Origin of the sequence: Bizionia paragorgiae (genome assembly GCF_900107625.1) — a bacterium.
In the GTDB taxonomy this organism is placed as follows: domain Bacteria; phylum Bacteroidota; class Bacteroidia; order Flavobacteriales; family Flavobacteriaceae; genus Bizionia; species Bizionia paragorgiae.
In genome coordinates, this window is record NZ_FNQK01000001.1 from 24,017 (window position 1) to 45,326 (window position 21,310).

The window sequence follows — 21,310 nt, forward strand, 5'->3', positions numbered from 1 at the left end:
ATTAATCGCCATCATTATCAACATAACCTTGGTCCAATTGAATCTGAAATGCTTGAAGCATATCTACTTTTAATAAAACCACACCTATTTGCAGGGCATCGTAAACAAGTGTCATTTTACTATTATCATTTTGTATTTGCTGATTAAAATTAGGATTAAGCACTTGAATACCATTTTGAGCTTGACCAAATTGGGTTAATACAGATGATGAGATATCCGATTTATTTAAATATTCTAAATAGGCCTTTAAACTCGGTCCGGTAGTCGTCGAATTATAAGCATTCCCAATAAAAAAGGCTTCAACGGCAGCCAGGGCCTCGGTAGCCAATTCTTTAGAATACACTTTAGAGTAGTAACCTTCTACCTTTTCTGGAAGTGGGTTATTAGAAAACACACCTGCAGGGATTCCGAATTTTGCCGATCGCAAACCACGTTCGTAATAGTTTACAAAATCATTAACCGTTTCGTTTACCGCACTTGTTTGTGAGTTTCCTGAACGATTTACATAATCTGCACGGTAGCCAGAATTCCAACTTGCTACCACTGTTTCGGTTAACATTTTCATTTTATTAACCACATCAGATAAGTATGTCGTATAATTACTTGCATTTACACTCGTCGAATATATAGCAACAATATCAGCATCTGTAGTCGCTACTCCAAATAATAAATAATCTAAAGCAGGGAATCCTACCGCTGCATTATTACCACTATTACCTAAATCGTAAGATCCATTTGAAATATTACTTTCGATTAAGATTATATTTGTAGGATAGATATTCATTTGTTTGTAATACCCTATTTCATCGGCTTTACCAACATTAAACATTTCCGCATACTGCCAAACTTTATAAGCTGATAACCAAGCTGTTCTAAGCCCTTCTAAATTAGCTTGATTTGGTGTGCTTACAAAAGCATCTTTTGCTTGCACCAAGGCTTCTAATTCTGAATTAACATCATCTAATACAGGCATGATAATAGCATCCGCCCAATACACCAACATGGCCTGTCTATCAAAATTATCTGAAGTACCACTAGGAGCATCTGGAGAATCACTATCTGAAGAACTACACGACACTATGATTAATGCTAACACTACAATTGAAATAACTTTTTTAATCATCCTTTTATATTTATTTTTAAAAAGTTTTGCAAAGATACTAAAACCCTAAGTATCTCATTTATTAAACCTTAATAAGCGTATTGTTTTTAATTGAAAACAGAAAAAGCAGATCGTTTAAATAAACCATCTGCTAGATTACTGTTTTATTATAATGCTTGTTGTACAGAGAAGCCAAAACGTGTTGCAATAGATTCTGACATTGTATTTAAGGTTTCAGGAGTGACGTCCCAAAAACCGTTACCATTTAATAACTGGTTACTAAAATCTTCCACTTCACTATCTAATACATAAGGAGCATCGGTATTTGGCTCTCTTGTAAATTGTAAACTATACATAAATCCAAACCCTTCAGATAATTGGTGGAAAGTTTTTGCCATATCTCCTGCTGCTAATGCATTTTTACCACCTTGTAAATAATGTACTGCGCGAACTGCAATCACTTTAGAGATATTTGCTCTTAAAATGGCAACTTGCTCATCTCTTAAGTCATAATCGTTAGCAATAATAGCGGCACGACCTAAAGTAAAGGCGTTAAAAACAGTAGTTGCAATTCCGGCGAAATCACCATCCTCATCTACTTTCCCTAAGTAATTGTTTAAGAACGCATCTCCTGATAAGGTTGGAAATGCAGGGTTTGCTTCGGCACCATAAAGATATCCAAAAGCCTCATCCCATTTGTGCTCCATAGTGGTATATGATTTTCCATCTTCTAAAACTTTATTGGTATTATTAGTTCTATTATCACCTGCATCTAAAACCGCAATACTTAAATAGTTATTTAAAATTTGATCGGCCATTAAACCACCAATCAATCCTTTGGCTACGGCTTGATTTAGTTCTAATCCTTTAGCATTTACATAACGGATTGCTCCGCCGCCAGCTTCTTGCTTAAAACCTGCTGTTCCTGCAGTCGCTTCTACACTCCAATTAGGGAATACTGTAGTTGCCTGTTCAGAAATCCAAGAATCAAAATCTGCTTTTATCGCATTAGAACCTGTTGTATTTGCTGCAAAAAAATCGTTAGAAGCAGCCACTTTACTACGTATATTTTTTCCTGAAGCATTTAATTCGGCATCCGAAAAATCTGCTTCACCTTCCACATGCGCAAACATATTGTTTAATTCTGTTTCGGTAGTAGTGTTTATTTTTAAGGCAGTAACTAACTCGGTAGCCATAGCTATACGCGTTGTTTGTCCGCCAAAGCTCACCGTAGATTCTCCATCACGTGTAAACTCGTAAGAGGTTGGTTGTTCTATACCAGGCTCTTGTGGTATTGATAATGCAACATCATTATCACTACTACAAGCGTTAAATGCCATTGCTGTTACTACTGTTAATCCTAAAACTACTCGTTTCATTTTTACTCTTTTTATTTAGACTTATTATAAATAATATTGTTTTGAGTCCACAAAAGTAAAATGCATACACGTACTACGCAAGTTTATTTAGACTTATTTTAAATAGATTATTAAAAAAAATAAAGGATAGCTCCTCTTATACTAATTTACAGTGACTTAATGGTACCGGCTAAAAACTTTAGTGGCTTCGTTATAGGCACTTTCAAAACTCAAAGCGTTTAACTGTGAGTCGTTTTTAGTGGTTAAGTAGGACAATAATTTTTCAGTTGGCATATTACCGGTAAGATCATCTTTTGCCATTGGGCAACCTCCAAACCCCTGAATCGCTCCATCAAACCTACGGCATCCCGATTTATAAGCGGCATCGATTTTCTCAAACCATGTATTAGGAGTAGTATGCAAGTGTGCACCAAATTCTATATTGGAATACTCCGGAATTAAGTGAGAAAATAAATAATTAATATTTTCAGGATTAGACGTCCCCACGGTATCACTTAATGATAGTATTTTAACGCCCATTTTAGCCAATCTTTCGGTCCACTCCCCTACAATATCAACATTCCATGGATCGCCGTAAGGGTTACCAAATCCCATAGAAATGTACACCACCACTTCTTTATTGTGTTTATTGGCAATATTAAGAATCTCTTGAAGTGCCACTACCGATTGAGCAATGGTTTTATGTGTGTTACGCATTTGGAAGTTCTCAGAAATAGAAAATGGATAGCCCAAGTAATCAATTTCTGGGTGCTTACACGCATCTTCAGCACCACGCACATTAGCTATAATAGCTAATAGTTTGCTTGTTGTTTTGCTCAAATCCAATTGGGCCAATACCTCGCGAGTATCAACCATTTGCGGAATTGCTTTTGGAGAAACAAAACTACCAAAATCAATGGTATCAAACCCCACTCGTAATAACGACTGTATGTATTGTACTTTTTGTTCCGTAGGTATAAAACCCTTGATACCTTGCATAGCATCACGAGGACATTCGATAACTTTTACTGGTGTTTTCATAGGAGTTCAAAGATAAAAAAGAATAGTAGTAAGTAAAATGTTTCTCTGTGTATTTTTTAGCAGACCTTATACATGTATTAGCACTAGGACCTATTATTCTAGCACACCACTTATATCAAAATCAAAATAGCAATAGCAATAAACACCACAATTTGCAGCCATTTTAAGACGACTCCAATATGTTTACGTTTTTTTATAGCTGTAGAAATCAGTCCAGCCAAAATCGCTATTAGGGTAAAGATAATGAATGATGTTATCATAAATAACAAGCCTAAAACATAAAATTGGGTCACGGTACTCAGGCTATCATCAAAAAGAAACCCAGGAAAAAAAGCTAAAAAGAAAATGGACACTTTCGGATTTAGCACGTTCATAATCACCCCTTGCTTAAAGAGTTCGCCGTAGGTTTTTTTGGGGACAGGACTATCTGACAAGGTTATTTTATCGGATGCTGAATAGACTTTATAAGCTAAAAACAACAAATAAGCAGCGCCAAACAATTTAATTATGAAAAACAGGCTTTCATTTGCTTTTAAAACTGCCGAAACTCCGAAAGCCACCAACGTGGTATGCAACAAACATCCAGAAATTAATCCGCACACCGTAGCGATTCCGTATTTAGTACCGTGAGCAATACTCTGCAATAGCACATAAATATTATCCGGACCAGGCGATAATGCCAATGCCGAAGTCGCAAGTATAAAGGCTAAAAGAATATCGTAGTGCACGTGTCTATATTATGTGGAAATCATTTTAGGAATTAGAAACTAACGTTCTGATTCTAAAATCGCTTTATTAATCTTTTTAATCAGGCTTGGACCTTCATAAATAAACCCTGTATAGATTTGAATAAGATCGGCACCAGCATCAATTTTATCTAATGCATCTTTAGCAGAATGCACACCTCCTACTCCTATAATAGGAAAGGCCTTATTACTTTTATCGGCAAGGTATTTAATCACTTGCGTCGATTTCTCTTTTATCGGCTGTCCGCTTACCCCACCATTTCCAATCGCTTCTAACTTTTCCACAGGTGTTTTTAGACCCGAGCGATCTACCGAGGTATTACTCGCAATAACACCATCTAGTTTTGTGGTCAGTACCAATTCGATAATTTCATCTAACTGCACTGTATTTAAATCTGGTGCTATTTTAAGCACTATAGGTTTCTGGGTAGGAAAACTCTTATTAATTTGTTGTACCGCTCCTATTAACTCCTCCAAATAATCACGATCGTTAAGTTTAGCATGGCTGCCAACGTTAGGACAACTCACATTTAATACAAAGTAATCTACATAGGGGTGCAAGGCCTTAAAACAATCTACATAATCTTGGGTATAGTTTTCTGGCAATGTGGCTGTGTTTTTTCCAATATTACCACCAATAACCAATTTTCCTTTATTTTTCTTTAATTGAGAAATGGCTGATTCTAATCCTTCATTATTAAAACCCATTCGGTTTATTATTCCTTTATCAGACTGCAGTCTAAACAATCTTTTTTTAGGGTTACCGACTTGGCCTTTAGGCGTTACTGTTCCGATTTCGATAAAACCAAAACCAAAATTAGCGAGCTCATTAAAAAGTACTGCATTTTTATCAAATCCTGCCGCTAATCCCACAGGATTTTTAAAAGTTAATCCGAAGACTTCACGTTCTAATTTTTTATCTTCAATACAATACAAACTTCTAAACAATGCTGGAACTCCAGGGATTTTAGAGCTTGATTTTATTAAAGAAAACGTAAAATGATGAATTTTTTCTGGATCGAAAAGAAAAAATAAAGGACGCAGTAATACTTTATACATAGGTGTAGATTTGGGCAAAAATAAGCCTAAAAAAAAAGATGAACAATTCAAAAGTCAAAAAAATTAATAATCGTACTTTAGCGCATCATATTAAGCAAGAATTAAACACCTTAAAAATGTCATTAAAAATGATTTCTAAAGAAGATATTATTAAGCGCTTTGTAAGTTACGTCACTGTAGATACAGAGTCTGATCCAGAAAGTAAAACGACACCGAGTACTGAAAAGCAATGGGATTTAGCGAATGCTTTAGTCGGTGAGTTAAAAGCTATAGGCATGCAAGATGTAAGCATAGACGAAAACGCTTATATTATGGCTACTTTACCGAGTAATGTGGACCATGACGTGCCTACTATTGGTTTTGTATCACATTTCGATACGTCTCCAGATTTTACTGGTGCTAATGTAAAGCCTCAAATAATTGATAAATACGATGGAAAAGACATTGTATTAAACGCCGCTGAAAACATTGTATTATCTCCGGACTATTTTGAGGATTTATTATTATATAAAGGACAAACTTTAATTACAACCGATGGTACTACTTTACTAGGTGCCGATGATAAAGCTGGAATTACAGAAATTGTTTCAGCTATGGAGTATTTAATTCAGAATCCACAAATAAAGCACGGTCCAATTCGAGTTGGTTTTACACCAGATGAAGAAATTGGTCGTGGAGCTCATAAATTTGATGTTGAAAAATTTGGTGCCGACTGGGCTTATACTATGGATGGTAGCCAAATTGGAGAGTTAGAATACGAAAACTTCAACGCTGCAGGTGCTAAAGTGCGTATAAAAGGAAAGATCGTACACCCAGGGTATGCTAAAGGAAAATTAGTAAACTCGATGTATATCGCGACAGAATTCATTAACTCATTACCGCGTTTAGAGACTCCTGAACATACTGAAGGTTACGAGGGATTCTTCCATTTATACTCTATGCATGGTGAGGTTGAAGACACCGTTTTACAATACATTATCCGTGATCACGACAGAGAGCATTTTGAAGCTAGAAAGGAAGTGATGCTCAAGTTAACAGAAGAAATTAACTCTCAATATGGGCGTGAAGTAGTAACGATTGAAATAGAAGATCAGTATTACAATATGAAGGAAAAAGTAGAGCCTGTAATGCACATTGTTGATATTGCTGAAGAAGCAATGAAACAATTGGGAATTAAACCACTTATTAAAGCTATCCGTGGGGGTACCGATGGTTCTCAATTAAGCTACATGGGATTACCTTGTCCGAATATTTTTGCTGGAGGTCACAATTTCCACGGACGTTACGAATATGTCCCTGTTGAAAGCATGATTAGAGCAACAGAAGTTATCTGCAAAATTGCTGAACTTACTGCACAGAAAAAATAGGCAAAAGTACAGCTGTTTAAAATAGCAAATCATAAAAAAGTCACTCTTTAGTTTTAGAGTGGCTTTTACTTTTTATAGGAGGCAAAAAGTCCTCTTAAAACGATAATGCCGACCTTATTTTCGTTGAAATTTAGACCTTAAACTTCCATTAAAACAGCATAAAAGCATAGGTATTAGAAACTATATCACAGCTTTTTTATTTAATTTAGACCTTTTAAAAATCTGCTCCTCACCTAATAACACGAGTTAGAAGTATAACTTAAAGTACAACACCATGAAAAAAGCAACAACTGTTGATGATTATATTGAACTCCATCCTAAATTTGGCAATAAACTGGAGGAATTGAGAGCCCTACTTCTAAGCACAGGCTTAAAGGAAACCCTTAAATGGAATGCTCCTGTATACACTTTAGACTCTAAAAACATCGTCGGTATTGGTGCTTTTAAAAACCATTATGGTCTTTGGTTTTTTAACGGCGTCTTTTTAAAAGACAAACACAAGCTTTTAGTCAATGCTCAAGAAAGCACTAAAGCCTTACGCCAAATGCGATTTGACGAGGACACCATTATAAATAAAGAGCAAGTATTATCGTATATAGAAGAAGCTATACAAAACCATAAATCTGGGAAAGAATTAAAGCCCGAACGTTGCAAACAACCTGTTGTCATTCCAGAAGAACTACAAGTCGCTTTACAAGAAGATCCTTCATTAGACCATGCTTTCACTACCTTATCTCATGCTAAGCAGCGTGAGTATTGTGAGCACATTGCATCTGCAAAGCGAGAGACTACAAAGACAACCCGTTTAGAAAAGATAAAACCTTTAATCCGTAAGGGAGTTGGATTACATGACAAATATAAAAATTGCTAAAAAGATAAGTTAAAAGAACAAAAAAAAGCTTCAAGAATAAACTTGAAGCTTTTTTTTGGTGAGCGTAAGGCTCTATGATTTTTCAGGTGTATTTACGATTTTACTCAATTCCATAGAAATTGATGAACGATCGAATTTTAATTTCCCTGACATCGTTTCAATTATACAGCTACGATCTTTATCGTTAAGCTCTAAAATTTTTCCGTGTAGTCCGCTTTTAGTGACAATTTTATCACCTTTTTTTAATTCTGAGGCGAACTTTTTTTCTTGTTTAGAACGTTTCATCTGTGGTGCAATCATAAAGAAATACACAACAGCAAACATTGCTAAAATAGGTAAAAAACTAGAAAGACTTTCCATTACTTAGCTACTGGCGTAATTGCTGCTGAACCTGCTTTTGTAGGTGCATTAGGGTCTGGTTTAACAAATGCAGAAATTTTAACAACTTCTCTACCTTTTTCTGTGTTAGCAGTTACTGTTACAGCTTTAGAAACTTTATTTGTTCCTTTTCCGTTAAATTTAACTGTAAAACTTCCTGACTCACCTGGAGCTAATGGCTCTTTACTCCAATCTCTTGGTACAGTACATCCACAAGTACTTTTAATATCTGTAATTACTAAAGGAGCATCACCAGTATTTGTGTAGTTAAACACTGTTTCTACATTAGTTCCTGAAATAAGCTCACCGAAATCATGCTCGCTTTTATCAAACGTAAGCACTGGGTACTTAGAAGATTGTGCATCTCTCTCTGCAGCTGCAGTTACGTTATTTTCATCAATCTTTTTCGTTGCATCTTCTTTACAAGATGTAAATGCTATTAAGCACATTGCACTTAATGCTAATACTACTTTTTTCATAATTAATTTTATTAATTTTATTAATTTTTAATTTAGGATGTGTAAAAGTAACAATAATTTTAGACTACATCAACCCTCTACCTATTTTATTTAGTTTTCCCTCACTTTCGTATTCTTTAACCAATTTGTCTAAAATACCGTTAATAAATATTCTACTTTTTGGCGTAGAATACTCCTTAGATATTTCGAGGTATTCGTTAATAGTTACTTTTGTTGGAATGGATGGGAAGTTTTGAATTTCACAAACCCCCATTTTTAATAATAGCATATCTATTTGCGCAATACGTTCAGAATCCCAATTGGTCGTTTTCTTAGTTATTTCTGCTAACAGTGCGTTTTGATTTAAAAGGGTCTTGGTAAATAAATTTACAGCGAAATCTTTATCTTCTAAGTCCTTATAAAGTTTTGGTATAAAGTGAAACGGACTAGAATCGGATTTTACTTTGCGCAATAGTTTTAATACGGTCGTATTTACTGTCGGCAAATCGTCTAACCACGTTAGTTTTTTGTCTTCTAAATAATCGTAAAGTTTCTCGTTTGGAGCGATTATCTCTTTAAAAATATCTTCTACGAAGGCTTTATCTTCTTTAAACGAAGACGTTCGTGTTTCTGTATACTCTTTGTATAGGTCGCTTTTTAAAATCGCTTTAAAAATTAAATCGACATATTCCCCATCAAGTTCCCAGTTAGAAATATTATACTCCTCAAATTTAGCTTGCAATTGCTCGTTTTCGGCAAGCATTTTAAGCACTTCATTATTGACAAATTTTCTATTGGGATTTTTCTCTTCTTGAGTCGCTAAGTGTTTATTTTGAGATTTTGTAATATAATCTTCGGCTCTTTTTTGAACCTCTATTAGTAAAGAGATGTTTAATAAATACAAATTATACATATTATCGATACTGGACAATAAAAACCTTTTGTCTTTACCAAAATCGTCACTTTCTGTACCATTAAATGCATATAAAACCTGCATTACTTTTACTCTTATGTGTCTTCTACTTAGCATAATTACAAAGAACTTTTTCTTATTATTTTAAAGGGATTAAAAAAAGGCGAAAAGTTATAAATAACTTTCGCCTTGCAAAAATAGTGTTTTTTATGAATATTACTTATTCATATTTTCTTTTTTTCTTGTATCAATTCTACCTTGAGCAATATTAAGTGCTGCTTGATAGGTTGTAATTTCGTTAGTATCTGCGTTTGCTAAAATCTCTAACGTCGTGTTATAGATATTTTCTGTTTTACGCATAATTTCGGCTTTACCGTAATTTTCTAATTCAGCATAAACATTAATAATCCCACCGGCATTAATTAAAAAGTCAGGAGCGTAAACGATACCTCTTTCTTTTAAAGCTTGTCCGTGAATCACTTCGTTTGCCAATTGGTTATTTGCAGCTCCTGCAATAACTTTAGCTTTTATTTTATTTACAGTATCATCGTTTAGTGTTGCTCCTAAAGCACATGGTGCATAGATATCTACATCTTCGCTATATAAATCTGATCCTCTATAAATAGTAGCACCGTATTTTTTACTAACCTCTTCTAAACGTGCTTCATTAATATCAGAAATAATAACCTTAGCGCCTTCATTAGATAAATATTCTACTAACGTTTCACCAACGTGCCCAATTCCTTGAACGATTACTTTTTTGTCTTCTAATACGTCAGATCCGAATTTATATTTCGCTGCTGCTTTCATTCCCATAAACACTCCGTAAGCGGTGATTGGAGATGGGTTTCCAGAACCTCCTCTTTCTTCAGAGATACCTGTAACATAAGGTGTAACATCGCGAACGATATCCATATCTGCAGTTTCCATTCCTACATCTTCGGCAGTAATATACTTTCCACTTAATGAGTGTACAAACTCACCAAAGCTTCTCATTAATTCTGGTGTTTTTTGTGTTTTAGAATCACCAATAATTACAGCTTTACCTCCTCCAAGGTTTAGTCCTGTAATAGCCGATTTAAAACTCATACCACGAGAGAGACGCAAAACATCGTTTAATGCTTCCCATTCGTTAGCGTAATTCCACATTCTTGTCCCTCCTAAAGCAGGACCTAATACTGTATTATGAATACCTATTATTGCTTTTAAACCTGTATCTTTGTCGTTGCAAAAAACAATTTGCTCGTGATTATCGAATGATAATTGACCAAAAACTGGGTCTAATTTGTGTAGTTCGTTTGTGTTTACAACTTCAGCTGTCATTATAATTATAAATTAAGTTAATAAGGTGCTTTTGTTATTTATGCAAAATAAAGCCACAAAAATAGGCTAATATTAAGAGTATAGCAAAATTAAGACTCAAATAAAAGAAATATTTAATAGCGAATTAAAACATTGGTTTTTCGAATGAAAGAATTACAACACTTAAATAAATACTTTTTAAAATATAAATACCAACTTGTTATAGGTGTTATTATTACTGTTGTCTCCAAGTTATTTATTGTTTTTGTACCACAACTAATTGGATCAACAATAGATATTGTTAACCAACAAACGCAAAACCCACAAGCCGATATCGCCGTCTTTAAAAAAGACTTGCTTACCAATATTCTGTTAATAGTCGGCACGGCGGTTATCGCTGGAATATTAACCTTCTTAATGCGTCAAACCATTATAAATGTATCGCGATACATTGAATACGACTTGAAAAATGAAGTCTACCAACAATACCAAAAACTATCTCTTAACTTTTATAAAAAAAATAAGACAGGGGACTTAATGAACCGTATTAGTGAGGATGTTGGACGGGTTCGTATGTATGCGGGTCCTGCTATTATGTACAGCATTAATACCATTACCCTATTCTTTGTCGCTATCTTTTTTATGTATAAGCAAGCGCCGTCATTGACCTTTTACACCATTATCCCCTTACCTATTTTATCTGTGTTAATTTATCTTATTAGCAAGGAAATTAATAAGCGCAGTACAATCGTTCAACAGTATCTATCTAAATTATCGGCATTCACTCAAGAGTCTTTTAGTGGGATAGCGGTTATAAAAGCCTACGGATTAGAGTCGGAAACCTTTAAAAATTTCGATGAACTCTCACAGGCAAGCAAGGAAAAACAATTGCATTTAGTGCGTATTCAAGCCTTTTTCTTCCCTATGATGGTACTGCTTATCGGTATTAGCAACCTGATTGTTATTTATATAGGAGGAAAACAATATATCGATGGCATTATTAGCTTAGGAACAGTATCTGAATTTATTATATATGTCAATATGCTAACCTGGCCGGTGGCGACAATTGGTTGGGTGACTTCAATTGTTCAAGAAGCTGAAGCCTCTCAGAAACGTATTAATGAGTTCTTAAAGATCGAGCCTGAGATTAGGAATACGAACACTACGCCTTCCGATATTAAGGGCGCTATAGAGTTTAAGGACGTCCATTTTACATACGACGACACCAACATTAAAGCCTTGCAAGGACTAAGTTTTAAAGTCGGTAGCGGAGAAACCCTGGCTATTATTGGTAAAACAGGCTCGGGGAAATCGACTATTTTAGATTTGATAAGCCGTTTGTATGACGTAGATTCTGGAGATATTTTAATTGATGCTAAAGAAGTATCAACACTAAACTTAAATAGCTTAAGAAACGCTATTGGTTACGTTCCTCAAGAAGCCTTTTTATTTAGCGATACCATAAAAAACAATATCAAATTTGGTAAGGAAGATGCCACCGATGAGGAAGTGATTTCAGCTGCAAAAAATGCTCAGGTTCATAAAAACATTAGCCAATTTACTCACGGATATGACACGGTATTAGGTGAGCGTGGTGTTACTTTATCTGGAGGTCAAAAGCAAAGAGTATCTATTGCTAGGGCTATTATAAAAGACCCTAAAATATTGTTATTTGACGATTGCTTGTCGGCAGTCGATACCGAGACCGAAGAAAAAATATTAAATAACCTGAATAAGGTCTCCCACGGAAAAACCACTATTATAGTGAGTCACCGAATATCTTCAGCTAAAAATGCCGATCATATTATTGTTCTAGAAGATGGTAAAGTAGCTCAAAAAGGCACCCACAATGAGCTTATAGCAATTGATGGTTACTACAAATCGTTATACCTAAAACAACTTAACCAAAAAGAAATGTAGTAATAAGTTGTGTGATTTCATTTTTTTTTAGATTTTTGAATGATAGTAACGTAAACAAATAAATTAAATAATATATAAAGGATGCACAATAACGACATGATGGAGAAGGAAGAGATTTATTCCAAAGTATTAAGAGCAGGTAGGAGAACGTATTTCTTTGATGTAAGATCTACTAAAGCTGGAGATTATTATTTAACGATTACTGAGAGTAAAAAATTTACTAACGACGACGGGTCGTTTCACTACAAAAAACACAAAATCTATTTATACAAAGAGGATTTCACAGAGTTTAATTCTATTTTAAAAGAGATGACTGATTATGTTATTTCTGAAAAAGGAGATGAAGTGATTAGCGAGCGTCATCAAAAAGATTTTAAGAAAGAATACGACATCCCTAAAGGTGAAGAAAATACGACTACCGATACAGAAAACGAACCTACAACAACTGTTGAAAGTCGTTTTACAGATATCGACTTCGACGATATATAATTGCGTATATATGTTACAACAAAAAAACCGTTACTCTTTTTAAGACTAACGGTTTTTTTTTATAGGCTATTTTAATAGGTCTAACTCACTATGCTACCATTGGGAACCTTGTTTTCAGGATGTAGCAAAATTACCTCTTTGGCATTAACTGCTCCAATAACAAGACATTCACTCATAAACTTCCCTATTTGCTTACGTTCAAAATTTACTACGGCAACAATTTGTCGTTGCATTAAATCCTCTTTAGTATACAATTCTGTAATTTGTGCTGATGATTTTTTAATCCCTAAATCTCCAAAATCTATAGTTAATTTATAAGCGGGACGTCGTGCCTCCGGGAAGTCCGCCACAGCAATAATAGTCCCTACTCGTAAATCTATTTTGGTAAAATCGTCGAATGTAATTCTTGTACTCATACTGTAAATATATTATTATTTTTAAAATAAAATGTATCTTAGAAATCGAATTTACCTCTTAAAACACTAGTCTATGTATCAAGAACGATTAAAGCTATACGATAATATCGTTTCAAAATGTGAGCGTTTTACAAGAAAAGGTAAAACCATGCCACACACTGCGGCCAACGGCTATATGTTTTCATTACTTAATAAAGCAGGGGAAATCGGATTTCGTTTTGACAAAGCCACACAAGAAAAATACATAAAACAGTTTAGTAGCACACACTACACCTCGTACAATGCTATAATGAAAGGTTATGTTTTAATTCCAGAAACGATGCATTCGGATGTCGATCTCCTAGTTGATTATTTAAACGAAAGCTATGATTATGTAATGCGCTTACCTAGTAAATGATTAATGTATTACCCCTGTTTAAACCCCATTAATTCCAGAGCTAAACGTAGTAAATCTTGATATAATATAAGCGTCTTAGTTATGATGTAATTATCCCATAAAACAATTAATTTTACCAACTACTAACTAACAGTTTTTACTGATATACTAGCTTATGAATTGGATACTACTTATTATCGCTGGCTTATTCGAAGTGGCTTTTGCTACCTGCTTAGGCAAAGCAAAAACAGCAACAGGAAACGCTGCCTTATTTTGGTACACTGCCTTTTTAGTATGTTTAATTATTAGCATGTCGCTATTAGTAAAAGTGACTCGAGAGCTCCCTATTGGAACGGCTTATGCGGTTTGGACAGGTATTGGCGCCGTGGGCACTGTACTTATTGGCATATTTGTTTTTAATGAGCCGGCTCACTTTTGGCGCTTACTGTTTTTAACAACACTTATAATATCGTTGGTGGGATTAAAATTTGTTTCGCAGTAAAACAGTGAACTCTTTATGCAATATGGTAAATTGCTATGATTTTGAATGTAAGAAACTAAAAACCCGCATTATATAATGCTAATATGTTTATTAATTATCTTATTTTAATCTTTTCTAAACAGCTATGAGCAACATGATAGATACTATTAGAAACAATAAATTAAGCCGGTTTATTTCTAAACATCAAAAGTACCTACTTGTTTTATTTTTTATTGGTGGTTTTATTTTTGATACTATAACACTTGGTCGCATCGATCGCACCTACGATTTAGTCGTGCTGTGTTTACACATGACATTTTTATCGTTAACACTGTATCTATATAACTTGACGGATGATGGCAAATGGAACAACACCTTTTTAGAGCGTTATCAACGCTTTTTCCCGTTAGCGATCCAGTTTTTCTTTGGTGGTTTATCGAGTGCTTACGTTATCTATTTTTCAAGAAGTGTTTCCTTATCTAAAACAATCACATTTTTTGTCATTCTTATTGCCTTACTCATGGCGAATGAACTCTTAAAAAAACGGATTTCAAATAAGTACTTGCAATTTAGCATCTATTTCTTTCTCAGTTTCACCTTTTTCACCTTTATGGTACCCGTTTTCATTAAAAAAATGAGTACACCGGTGTTTATATTTTCGGGGCTTTTAAGTTTAGTCATCACCCTTACCCTAATAACCTTTATCCATAAACAAAGTCCCAGTACACGCTCAGAAGTTCGACTAGGAAAACTATATGGTATTATTTTAGCAATTTACGGAACCATTAATTTGTTCTATTTCTCCAACCTTATTCCTCCAGTACCCTTGGCCTTAGATTCAGGATTGGTTGCTCATAAAGTAAAAAAAGTGAACAACAGCTATTTAGTGACCTACGAACGCGACGATTGGTATGTGTTTTGGAGAGATCATCGCATAGAGTTTATTCATAGCCCAGGTGAAAACGTTTATATTTTCACGTCTATTTTTGCACCTACCGAAATCGAGAAATCTATTTTTCACCGTTGGAAATGGTACAATACAACGCTTGATACGTGGGAGGTTCTCGATACGATAAGTTATGATATTACGGGCGGACGAGATGATGGATTTCGGGGCTATACATTTAAAAACAATGTCATGCCTGGCTTATGGCGTGTTGATGTCACCACCAAGGAAGGCCTCATCCTCGGAGTTATTGATTTCGAAATTATTTCGGACCCCAACTTACAACCGAAACGCATGAAAGAAAGGCAATTTTAATTAAGGGAGCCTAACACTACTTTTCCGAGATAGACTGTGACTACAGACTAAAAAGCATCCCTATGCAATGGTTTTAGTCCTATTTTAATTAAATTTACAACTTTAAAAGGGCGCTAAGATCGTATTTGAATGGAATCGACAATAAATCTTAGCACATCCCTCCTTTTTACACCTATTAAAATATCACTATGCGACACCAAATATCAAAATTTATATGTGCCATTTTTATACTGTTAAGCAGCACACTTATACTGCGTGCACAAACCAAAACAGAAGGCGTAATAACTGATACACTTCGCATAGGCGTTTCTGGAAATGAACCTTTTGTTTATGAAGGCAACGCGCAAGGAATCGCCCTTGAGATATGGGACCGAATTGCAGAAAAAAAAGGGTGGCATTGCCAATACACGTCCTATGACACGGTTGATAAAGCTCTAATTGCTTTAGACGAAAAAGAGGTTGATCTCCTTGTTGGTCCTATCAGTATCACCTCCGAACGTGTCGAAAATTTTAAATTCTCACAGCCTTTTTACAATTCAAGCATATCGATTATTTCACGAATTGGAAATCAAAGTATATGGCAAAAAGTGAAACCTTTATTTAGTATAAAATTACTGATGGCCGTTGGAATCTTTCTTATTATTCTAGCAGGTGTAGGCACGTTATTATGGTTAGCAGAACGCAAAGCGTCACCAGAACAATTTTCTCACGATCCTATAAAGGGAATTGGTACCGGAATGTGGTTAGCTATTGTTACCATGAGCACCACTGGTTACGGGGATAAAGCAGCCGTAACTTTAACAGGGCGAATAATTTCTGGAGCGTGGATGATTATTTCTATTATTTTCGCCACCTCAATGGTCGCTGGAATTGCTAGTACCCTAACTATTAACTCCATTGGAGCGACCACCATAACAAGTTTAGAACAGCTATCAGGACATAAAGCAGCGACTATTTCTGGTTCATCGTCAGCTCAATTTTTAACGAAATCCAATATAAAAACTATAGGAGCTAATAGCTTAGAGGATGCCATGTTAAAACTTCAGAATAAGGAAGTCGACGCTGTCGTGTACGACCGTCCGCAATTACTATACTACCTAAAAAATAATAAAAGCGTTAACGAACACTTATATATTAGCAAGGCTGAATACTATAAGCAAGGTTACGGGTTTGCCTTTCCTTTTGATTCTGAGTTAGTATACAGTGTAAATAGAACACTTTTAGCCCTCGCTGAAAATCAAGAAATAGAAAATATTGTTCATTTGTATATTCAAAAAGACGAATAAACACCATCTCCTTTTTTAATAAAAGAATCCCTAATACGACCTTATATGAGTCAAATTTCATCAGTAAGACCGAACAGATTCACACCATAAAAATCCACTCCACCATAAATTTTTCTAAATAAATCTCTATTTTTAATTCTATTAATCGTAATATTGCAATAAACAAATCAACTATGGGTATTACTAAGTCGGAAATATTTACATCTGATCAAAACGAAATCGCAACCTTTGCCAAAGTATTTGGTCACCCTGCTCGTGTTGCAATTTTACAACATCTCTTTAAAATCAACGCTTGTGTATGTGGTGATTTAGTTAGTGTTATCGGTTTAGCCCAACCCACCATTTCTCAGCATTTAAAAGAATTAAAAAATTTAGAATTAATTAAAGGCACGATTGAAGGCACTAGCGTTTGTTATTGCATTGATAAAGACAACTGGTTAAAAATGAAAAGCATTATGCAGACCTTTTTAGATCAAGATTATGCAGAATCTACAACCTGTTGTTAAACAAAGAAAACACACAACATATAACTATTTAATACGATTGACATATGACATTATCAGAAATTAAAGCCGTTTTAAAAGCGGTTAAAAGCATCACTTTTCAACTACCTAATGGTACTTTAGTACCGCCTCACTTTCATGTAACAGAAGTGGGTAAAATCACAAAAGATTTTATCGATTGCGGAGGAACCGTAAGACATGAGGAGGTAATTAACTTTCAGTTATGGAATGCCGATGATTACGATCACCGTTTACACCCAGAAAAATTAGTGAATATCATAGAATTATCTGAAAAGACCTTAAACCTAAAAGACCTTCCTATTGAGGTAGAATACCAAGGGCAAACGATAGAAAAATTTGGCTTAGAATTCAATGGCACTCAGTTTATTTTAACCTCTACAGCTACCGATTGTTTAGCAAAAGACAACTGTGGTATTCCAGAGCCTAAACAGAAATTAAATTTCGCCGACCTACAAACGGGGAATTCATGTGAGCCTGGATCAGGTTGTTGTTAATCCCTTTAAGCGTATGAAATCACTTTTTCCCGAGTTAGACAAACACATCATAGATTTTGATGACACTACTATTACGGACGACCGTAAAAAATTATTAAACCCTATAATTCAAGATCTTCAGCAAAAACTAACGCAGAAGGAAGCAATTAGGCTTAATTTTATTTGCACGCACAACTCGCGTCGTAGTCATTTTGCACAAATCTGGGGACAGACCTTAGCGTATTATTTTGGTATTCCTAATGTGAGTTGTTATTCTGCCGGCACAGAGGCCACCGCTCTATTTCCTTCGGTACTCAAAACCCTAGAAGACAAAGGCTTTCAAATCACAACGCTCTCCGATGGCAAAAACCCTATTTACAGCATAAAATACGGCAGTAATACACCACCAATCATTGGTTTTTCTAAAACCATTGATCACTCTTTTAATCCGAAAACAGATTTTATTGCTATTATGACCTGCTCACATGCCGATGAAGGCTGCCCGTTTATAGCTGGTGCCGAGCGTCGTTTTGCTTTTACATTCGACGATCCTAAGGCCTTCGACAATACCTCAAAAGCACAAGAAGCTTATCAGAATACCAGTTTACAAATAGCAAACCAATTACATTATATCTTTTCAAAGCTTAAGCCTTAAACGATGAGCACACCAAAAAAATTAAATCTTTTAGATCGCAACCTCACGGTATGGATCCTTATTGCTATGGGACTAGGCGTAGCTTTAGGTTATTTTTTTCCTAAATTTCCTGTGTTTGTAAATGGTTTAAGTAGTGGGTCGACAAATATTCCTATTGCCATTGGATTGATCTTAATGATGTATCCGCCACTAGCAAAAGTAAATTATGCTTTATTACCTAAAGTCTTTAAAAACACAAAAATACTATCCATTTCCCTAGTTTTAAATTGGGTGATTGGCCCTATACTTATGTTTATTCTAGCATTAGTATTTCTTCAAGACCACCCTGGTTATCTGGTTGGTTTGATTCTTATTGGCTTGGCACGCTGTATTGCCATGGTATTGGTTTGGAATGATCTCGCTGAAGGAAGCAGTGAATACGGAGCTGGTTTAGTCGCATTAAACAGTATTTTTCAAGTCTTTGCCTATAGTTTTTATGCCTGGTTATTTATTACCGTGCTACCGCCTTACTTTGGTTTTGAAGGGGCTATTGTAGATATTTCAATTGCTACTATTGCCGAAAGTGTGGCTATTTATCTAGGCTTACCCTTTTTATTAGGAATTGTGAGTCGCTATGTATTGGTAAAACAAAAAGGGGTAGAATGGTATAATACGGTCTTTATACCCAAAATATCTCCCTTAACCTTAGTGGCCTTACTTTTTACTATTGTGATTATGTTCTCGTTAAAAGGAGAGCTCATTGTGGAGATTCCGTTTGATGTGGTTATCATCGCTATTCCATTAATGCTTTACTTTACCATCATGTTTGCTATCGGTTTTTTTATGACTAAAGATAGTGGTGCGGACTACGATAAAACAACTGCTGTAGCATTTACGGCTGCTGGTAATAATTTTGAACTGGCTATTGCTGTTGCTATTGCCGTTTTCGGACTCCAATCGGATCAAGCCTTTGCGGGTGTTATCGGACCACTAATTGAAGTTCCCGCCCTCATTCTCCTAGTGCGCGTGTCTTTCTGGTTGCGTAAAAAATACTTTGTAAACATTACAAACTAATACAAATACTCAAACCCACATGTTTAATGAAAAGGCTTATTACTCGTTGTTATAAGCTTTTATATACCGTTGAGCACGTGGGTTTGCACTTTCTAAAGCTAGGGATTTGGAGTAGTTATTATAGGCTTGCAAACTATCACCACTTCGCAAATAAGCATCAGCTAAACTATCATACACATTAGCGCTTTTAGGATACAAAGCCACATTAATTTTAAAAATAGCTATAGCCTCTTCATAGGCTTTGCTACTCAACTTATTATATCCAAACCTGTTAAACTTTACTTCTTCAATAAGAGCTAAAGACGAATCTTTACTTTGCAGCTCTAGATACCCTTTTAATGCCTTGTCATACGCTTTCCTATGCAAATAATAACTCGGCACGCGTATAGAATCCGGTTGCTTTCTATAATCGTAAGTCACGGACTCATCACCCATTACCTCCGACAAGTAGTATAGACCGTCTGAAGGGTTTTGAACAAATCGCATTTTTTTATTCATTTCCTTTATGTAAAAGGTCTCGTTATCTAAAAGTAAGGGCTCTATATCTTTCACACCTACCCAATCTATTAAGAGTTTATTGTTATCATAATGCACATCGATTTCGGCATCGGGATGAAATAAATAATGCCCTGTAGTTTGCTGCTGAAAGGTTTCAGAAAAAACAGGTTTATCAGAACAACTACATACGATGACGGTAAATAAAAGAAAATACAAATATTTCATCTGAAACAGGGATTTAATAGTATGTAAAATAAGGGTATAAAAAAACGCCTCATAGCTATGAGACGTTTAAATTGTATTTTTGTTACGTATGGATTATTTAACAGCCATAAGTTCTACATCGAAAATTAAAGTAGCATCTGGTGGAATAACTCCCCCTGCACCACGAGCACCATATCCTAAATCACTAGGAATAACGAAACGCGCTTTATCTCCAACATTTAAAAGGCTTACACCTTCATCCCATCCTGCGATAACTTGTCCCATACCTAAAGCGAAATCTATAGGAGAATTACGTTTGTAAGACGAATCGAAAACGGTCCCATCAGTTAAAGTCCCCTTATAGTGAACAGATACTGTTTTTCCTTTTTCTGCTTTTGCTCCGTTTCCTTTTTGAATGATTTGGTAACGCAATCCACTTTCAGTAGTTTCAAAACCTTTAGCATACTTCTCTAATTCTGCTGCTTTTGCTGCACGCTCTTCAGCGATACGCGCCTCACGAGCCCCTTCGAAAGTTCTAAACGCTTCAATAGCATTAAAATTTTCGGCAGCCTCACCCACTCTAACTATTTCTAAGGTTTCAATGCTATCACCTTGAGCAATGGCATCAACAATATCTTGTCCTTCAATAACTTTTCCAAATACAGTATGATTACCATCTAACCAATCGGTAGCAACATGTGTAATAAAAAACTGACTACCATTTGTTCCTGGTCCTGCATTAGCCATAGATAAAACTCCTGGTCCGTCGTGTTTTAATTCTGGATGAAACTCATCGTCAAATTTATACCCTGGGTTTCCAGTTCCTGTTCCTTGAGGACATCCCCCTTGAATCATAAAATCAGGAATTACTCTGTGGAATTTTAATCCGTCGTAATAAGGAGTACCCTGTGGTTTTGCAGTGTTTTCCATATTACCCTCTGCTAAAGCAACAAAGTTACCTACTGTTCCTGGTGTTTTTTCAAATTCTAAATTCACTAAAATAACACCTTTGTTCGTGTTAAATTTTGCGTATAAACCGTCTTGCATTGTCTTATTTTTTTATGAGTGGCAAAGATACT

The 21,310-nt window shown here is 35.3% G+C and carries 24 protein-coding genes; 12 read left to right on the forward strand and 12 right to left on the reverse strand.

Features of this window, described 5'->3' with window-relative positions:
• Position 1 precedes the first annotated feature (1 nt).
• The 5 genes from BLV64_RS00110 to BLV64_RS00130 all read right to left on the reverse strand — a co-directional run bounded on the left by BLV64_RS00110 (position 2) and on the right by BLV64_RS00130 (position 5,306).
• Entirely contained in the window at positions 2-1,123 is a 1,122-nt protein-coding gene (locus BLV64_RS00110; protein ID WP_092130925.1) for an imelysin family protein, read from the reverse strand.
• Positions 1,124-1,269: 146 nt separating this feature from the next.
• A complete protein-coding gene (locus BLV64_RS00115) occupies positions 1,270-2,481 on the reverse strand; it encodes a DUF4856 domain-containing protein (RefSeq protein ID WP_092130927.1) in 1,212 nt (403 codons plus the stop codon).
• 156 nt (positions 2,482-2,637) lie between these two features.
• Positions 2,638-3,501: a hydroxymethylglutaryl-CoA lyase gene (locus BLV64_RS00120; RefSeq protein WP_092130929.1), complete on the reverse strand. Its 864-nt coding sequence runs from the start codon at positions 3,499-3,501 to the stop codon at positions 2,638-2,640.
• Between the two features lie 110 nt (positions 3,502-3,611).
• Positions 3,612-4,229, reverse strand: a complete 618-nt coding sequence (locus BLV64_RS00125) for a LysE family translocator (RefSeq protein WP_092130931.1) — start codon at positions 4,227-4,229, stop codon at positions 3,612-3,614.
• Between the two features lie 39 nt (positions 4,230-4,268).
• Positions 4,269-5,306: a quinone-dependent dihydroorotate dehydrogenase gene (locus BLV64_RS00130; RefSeq protein WP_092130933.1), complete on the reverse strand. Its 1,038-nt coding sequence runs from the start codon at positions 5,304-5,306 to the stop codon at positions 4,269-4,271.
• A gap of 128 nt (positions 5,307-5,434) precedes the next feature.
• Between BLV64_RS00130 and pepT the strand changes: the two genes are divergently transcribed.
• Complete coding sequence (pepT, locus tag BLV64_RS00135) at positions 5,435-6,673, forward strand: peptidase T (RefSeq protein ID WP_092131357.1); 1,239 nt, start codon at positions 5,435-5,437, stop codon at positions 6,671-6,673.
• A 274-nt stretch (positions 6,674-6,947) separates the two neighbouring features.
• A complete protein-coding gene (locus BLV64_RS00140) occupies positions 6,948-7,544 on the forward strand; it encodes a YdeI/OmpD-associated family protein (RefSeq protein WP_092130935.1) in 597 nt (198 codons plus the stop codon).
• Positions 7,545-7,616: 72 nt separating this feature from the next.
• On the opposite strand, the gene yajC is transcribed toward BLV64_RS00140, so the two are convergent.
• The 4 genes from yajC to BLV64_RS00160 form a co-directional block, all read right to left on the reverse strand.
• Positions 7,617-7,904: a preprotein translocase subunit YajC gene (yajC, locus tag BLV64_RS00145; RefSeq protein ID WP_092130937.1), complete on the reverse strand. Its 288-nt coding sequence runs from the start codon at positions 7,902-7,904 to the stop codon at positions 7,617-7,619.
• Positions 7,904-8,401 carry a DUF1573 domain-containing protein gene (locus BLV64_RS00150; RefSeq protein WP_092130939.1) on the reverse strand — a complete coding sequence of 166 codons (498 nt, stop codon included), beginning with the start codon at positions 8,399-8,401 and terminating at the stop codon, positions 7,904-7,906. The genes yajC and BLV64_RS00150 overlap by 1 nt, the downstream gene beginning before the upstream one ends.
• 64 nt (positions 8,402-8,465) lie before the next feature.
• On the reverse strand, positions 8,466-9,377 hold the full coding sequence (gene nusB, locus BLV64_RS00155) for a transcription antitermination factor NusB (RefSeq protein ID WP_092130941.1): 912 nt from the start codon (positions 9,375-9,377) through the stop codon (positions 8,466-8,468).
• Between the two features lie 132 nt (positions 9,378-9,509).
• Positions 9,510-10,616 carry a Glu/Leu/Phe/Val family dehydrogenase gene (locus tag BLV64_RS00160; protein ID WP_092130943.1) on the reverse strand — a complete coding sequence of 369 codons (1,107 nt, stop codon included), beginning with the start codon at positions 10,614-10,616 and terminating at the stop codon, positions 9,510-9,512.
• 144 nt (positions 10,617-10,760) lie between these two features.
• Here BLV64_RS00160 and BLV64_RS00165 point away from each other — a divergent pair, with 144 nt between their 5' ends.
• Positions 10,761-12,515, forward strand: a complete 1,755-nt coding sequence (locus tag BLV64_RS00165) for an ABC transporter ATP-binding protein (protein WP_092130944.1) — start codon at positions 10,761-10,763, stop codon at positions 12,513-12,515.
• An 81-nt stretch (positions 12,516-12,596) separates the two neighbouring features.
• Positions 12,597-13,004: a PUR family DNA/RNA-binding protein gene (locus tag BLV64_RS00170; protein ID WP_092130946.1), complete on the forward strand. Its 408-nt coding sequence runs from the start codon at positions 12,597-12,599 to the stop codon at positions 13,002-13,004.
• An 80-nt stretch (positions 13,005-13,084) separates the two neighbouring features.
• Here the strand turns inward: BLV64_RS00170 and BLV64_RS00175 are convergent, their stop codons facing one another.
• Positions 13,085-13,420 carry a tRNA-binding protein gene (locus tag BLV64_RS00175; protein WP_092130948.1) on the reverse strand — a complete coding sequence of 112 codons (336 nt, stop codon included), beginning with the start codon at positions 13,418-13,420 and terminating at the stop codon, positions 13,085-13,087.
• 73 nt (positions 13,421-13,493) lie between these two features.
• Here BLV64_RS00175 and BLV64_RS00180 point away from each other — a divergent pair, with 73 nt between their 5' ends.
• The 8 genes from BLV64_RS00180 to arsB all read left to right on the forward strand — a co-directional run bounded on the left by BLV64_RS00180 (position 13,494) and on the right by arsB (position 19,529).
• The gene (locus BLV64_RS00180) at positions 13,494-13,817 is read left to right on the forward strand and encodes a hypothetical protein (RefSeq protein WP_092130950.1); all 324 of its coding nucleotides are present in this window, start codon (positions 13,494-13,496) and stop codon (positions 13,815-13,817) included.
• A gap of 154 nt (positions 13,818-13,971) precedes the next feature.
• The gene (locus BLV64_RS00185) at positions 13,972-14,298 is read left to right on the forward strand and encodes a DMT family transporter (RefSeq protein WP_092130952.1); all 327 of its coding nucleotides are present in this window, start codon (positions 13,972-13,974) and stop codon (positions 14,296-14,298) included.
• Between the two features lie 124 nt (positions 14,299-14,422).
• Positions 14,423-15,538, forward strand: a complete 1,116-nt coding sequence (locus BLV64_RS00190; RefSeq protein WP_092130954.1) for a DUF2914 domain-containing protein — start codon at positions 14,423-14,425, stop codon at positions 15,536-15,538.
• A 188-nt stretch (positions 15,539-15,726) separates the two neighbouring features.
• Complete coding sequence (locus BLV64_RS00195; protein ID WP_092130956.1) at positions 15,727-16,824, forward strand: transporter substrate-binding domain-containing protein; 1,098 nt, start codon at positions 15,727-15,729, stop codon at positions 16,822-16,824.
• A 173-nt stretch (positions 16,825-16,997) separates the two neighbouring features.
• Positions 16,998-17,330 carry an ArsR/SmtB family transcription factor gene (locus BLV64_RS00200; protein ID WP_092130958.1) on the forward strand — a complete coding sequence of 111 codons (333 nt, stop codon included), beginning with the start codon at positions 16,998-17,000 and terminating at the stop codon, positions 17,328-17,330.
• A 44-nt stretch (positions 17,331-17,374) separates the two neighbouring features.
• Positions 17,375-17,842 (forward strand): DUF6428 family protein, encoded by a 468-nt coding sequence (locus BLV64_RS00205; protein WP_092130959.1) that lies wholly within the window; start codon positions 17,375-17,377, stop codon positions 17,840-17,842.
• A gap of 13 nt (positions 17,843-17,855) precedes the next feature.
• Positions 17,856-18,476, forward strand: a complete 621-nt coding sequence (locus tag BLV64_RS00210; RefSeq protein WP_092130961.1) for an arsenate-mycothiol transferase ArsC — start codon at positions 17,856-17,858, stop codon at positions 18,474-18,476.
• 3 nt (positions 18,477-18,479) lie between these two features.
• Positions 18,480-19,529 (forward strand): ACR3 family arsenite efflux transporter, encoded by a 1,050-nt coding sequence (arsB, locus tag BLV64_RS00215; protein WP_092130963.1) that lies wholly within the window; start codon positions 18,480-18,482, stop codon positions 19,527-19,529.
• Between the two features lie 39 nt (positions 19,530-19,568).
• On the opposite strand, the gene BLV64_RS00220 is transcribed toward arsB, so the two are convergent.
• Together BLV64_RS00220 and BLV64_RS00225 are read right to left on the reverse strand one after the other, a co-directional pair.
• Positions 19,569-20,252 carry a tetratricopeptide repeat protein gene (locus tag BLV64_RS00220; protein WP_092130965.1) on the reverse strand — a complete coding sequence of 228 codons (684 nt, stop codon included), beginning with the start codon at positions 20,250-20,252 and terminating at the stop codon, positions 19,569-19,571.
• A gap of 93 nt (positions 20,253-20,345) precedes the next feature.
• Positions 20,346-21,278, reverse strand: a complete 933-nt coding sequence (locus BLV64_RS00225) for a peptidylprolyl isomerase (protein ID WP_092130967.1) — start codon at positions 21,276-21,278, stop codon at positions 20,346-20,348.
• Positions 21,279-21,310 lie beyond the last annotated feature (32 nt).

Excerpts from the sequence above, each read along its gene's own strand:
- BLV64_RS00110 (WP_092130925.1), bottom strand. The coding sequence starts at position 1,123 with ATGATTAAAAAAGTTATTTCAATTGTAGTGTTAGCATTAATCATAGTG.
- BLV64_RS00115 (WP_092130927.1), bottom strand. The coding sequence starts at position 2,481 with ATGAAACGAGTAGTTTTAGGATTAACAGTAGTAACAGCAATGGCATTT.
- BLV64_RS00120 (WP_092130929.1), bottom strand. The coding sequence starts at position 3,501 with ATGAAAACACCAGTAAAAGTTATCGAATGTCCTCGTGATGCTATGCAA.
- BLV64_RS00130 (WP_092130933.1), bottom strand. The coding sequence starts at position 5,306 with ATGTATAAAGTATTACTGCGTCCTTTATTTTTTCTTTTCGATCCAGAA.
- pepT (WP_092131357.1), top strand. The coding sequence starts at position 5,435 with ATGATTTCTAAAGAAGATATTATTAAGCGCTTTGTAAGTTACGTCACT.
- BLV64_RS00140 (WP_092130935.1), top strand. The coding sequence starts at position 6,948 with ATGAAAAAAGCAACAACTGTTGATGATTATATTGAACTCCATCCTAAA.
- yajC (WP_092130937.1), bottom strand. The coding sequence starts at position 7,904 with ATGGAAAGTCTTTCTAGTTTTTTACCTATTTTAGCAATGTTTGCTGTT.
- BLV64_RS00150 (WP_092130939.1), bottom strand. The coding sequence starts at position 8,401 with ATGAAAAAAGTAGTATTAGCATTAAGTGCAATGTGCTTAATAGCATTT.
- nusB (WP_092130941.1), bottom strand. The coding sequence starts at position 9,377 with ATGCAGGTTTTATATGCATTTAATGGTACAGAAAGTGACGATTTTGGT.
- BLV64_RS00160 (WP_092130943.1), bottom strand. The coding sequence starts at position 10,616 with ATGACAGCTGAAGTTGTAAACACAAACGAACTACACAAATTAGACCCA.
- BLV64_RS00165 (WP_092130944.1), top strand. The coding sequence starts at position 10,761 with ATGAAAGAATTACAACACTTAAATAAATACTTTTTAAAATATAAATAC.
- BLV64_RS00170 (WP_092130946.1), top strand. The coding sequence starts at position 12,597 with ATGCACAATAACGACATGATGGAGAAGGAAGAGATTTATTCCAAAGTA.
- BLV64_RS00175 (WP_092130948.1), bottom strand. The coding sequence starts at position 13,420 with ATGAGTACAAGAATTACATTCGACGATTTTACCAAAATAGATTTACGA.
- BLV64_RS00180 (WP_092130950.1), top strand. The coding sequence starts at position 13,494 with ATGTATCAAGAACGATTAAAGCTATACGATAATATCGTTTCAAAATGT.
- BLV64_RS00185 (WP_092130952.1), top strand. The coding sequence starts at position 13,972 with ATGAATTGGATACTACTTATTATCGCTGGCTTATTCGAAGTGGCTTTT.
- BLV64_RS00190 (WP_092130954.1), top strand. The coding sequence starts at position 14,423 with ATGAGCAACATGATAGATACTATTAGAAACAATAAATTAAGCCGGTTT.
- BLV64_RS00195 (WP_092130956.1), top strand. The coding sequence starts at position 15,727 with ATGCGACACCAAATATCAAAATTTATATGTGCCATTTTTATACTGTTA.
- BLV64_RS00200 (WP_092130958.1), top strand. The coding sequence starts at position 16,998 with ATGGGTATTACTAAGTCGGAAATATTTACATCTGATCAAAACGAAATC.
- BLV64_RS00205 (WP_092130959.1), top strand. The coding sequence starts at position 17,375 with ATGACATTATCAGAAATTAAAGCCGTTTTAAAAGCGGTTAAAAGCATC.
- BLV64_RS00210 (WP_092130961.1), top strand. The coding sequence starts at position 17,856 with ATGAAATCACTTTTTCCCGAGTTAGACAAACACATCATAGATTTTGAT.
- arsB (WP_092130963.1), top strand. The coding sequence starts at position 18,480 with ATGAGCACACCAAAAAAATTAAATCTTTTAGATCGCAACCTCACGGTA.
- BLV64_RS00220 (WP_092130965.1), bottom strand. The coding sequence starts at position 20,252 with ATGAAATATTTGTATTTTCTTTTATTTACCGTCATCGTATGTAGTTGT.
- BLV64_RS00225 (WP_092130967.1), bottom strand. The coding sequence starts at position 21,278 with ATGCAAGACGGTTTATACGCAAAATTTAACACGAACAAAGGTGTTATT.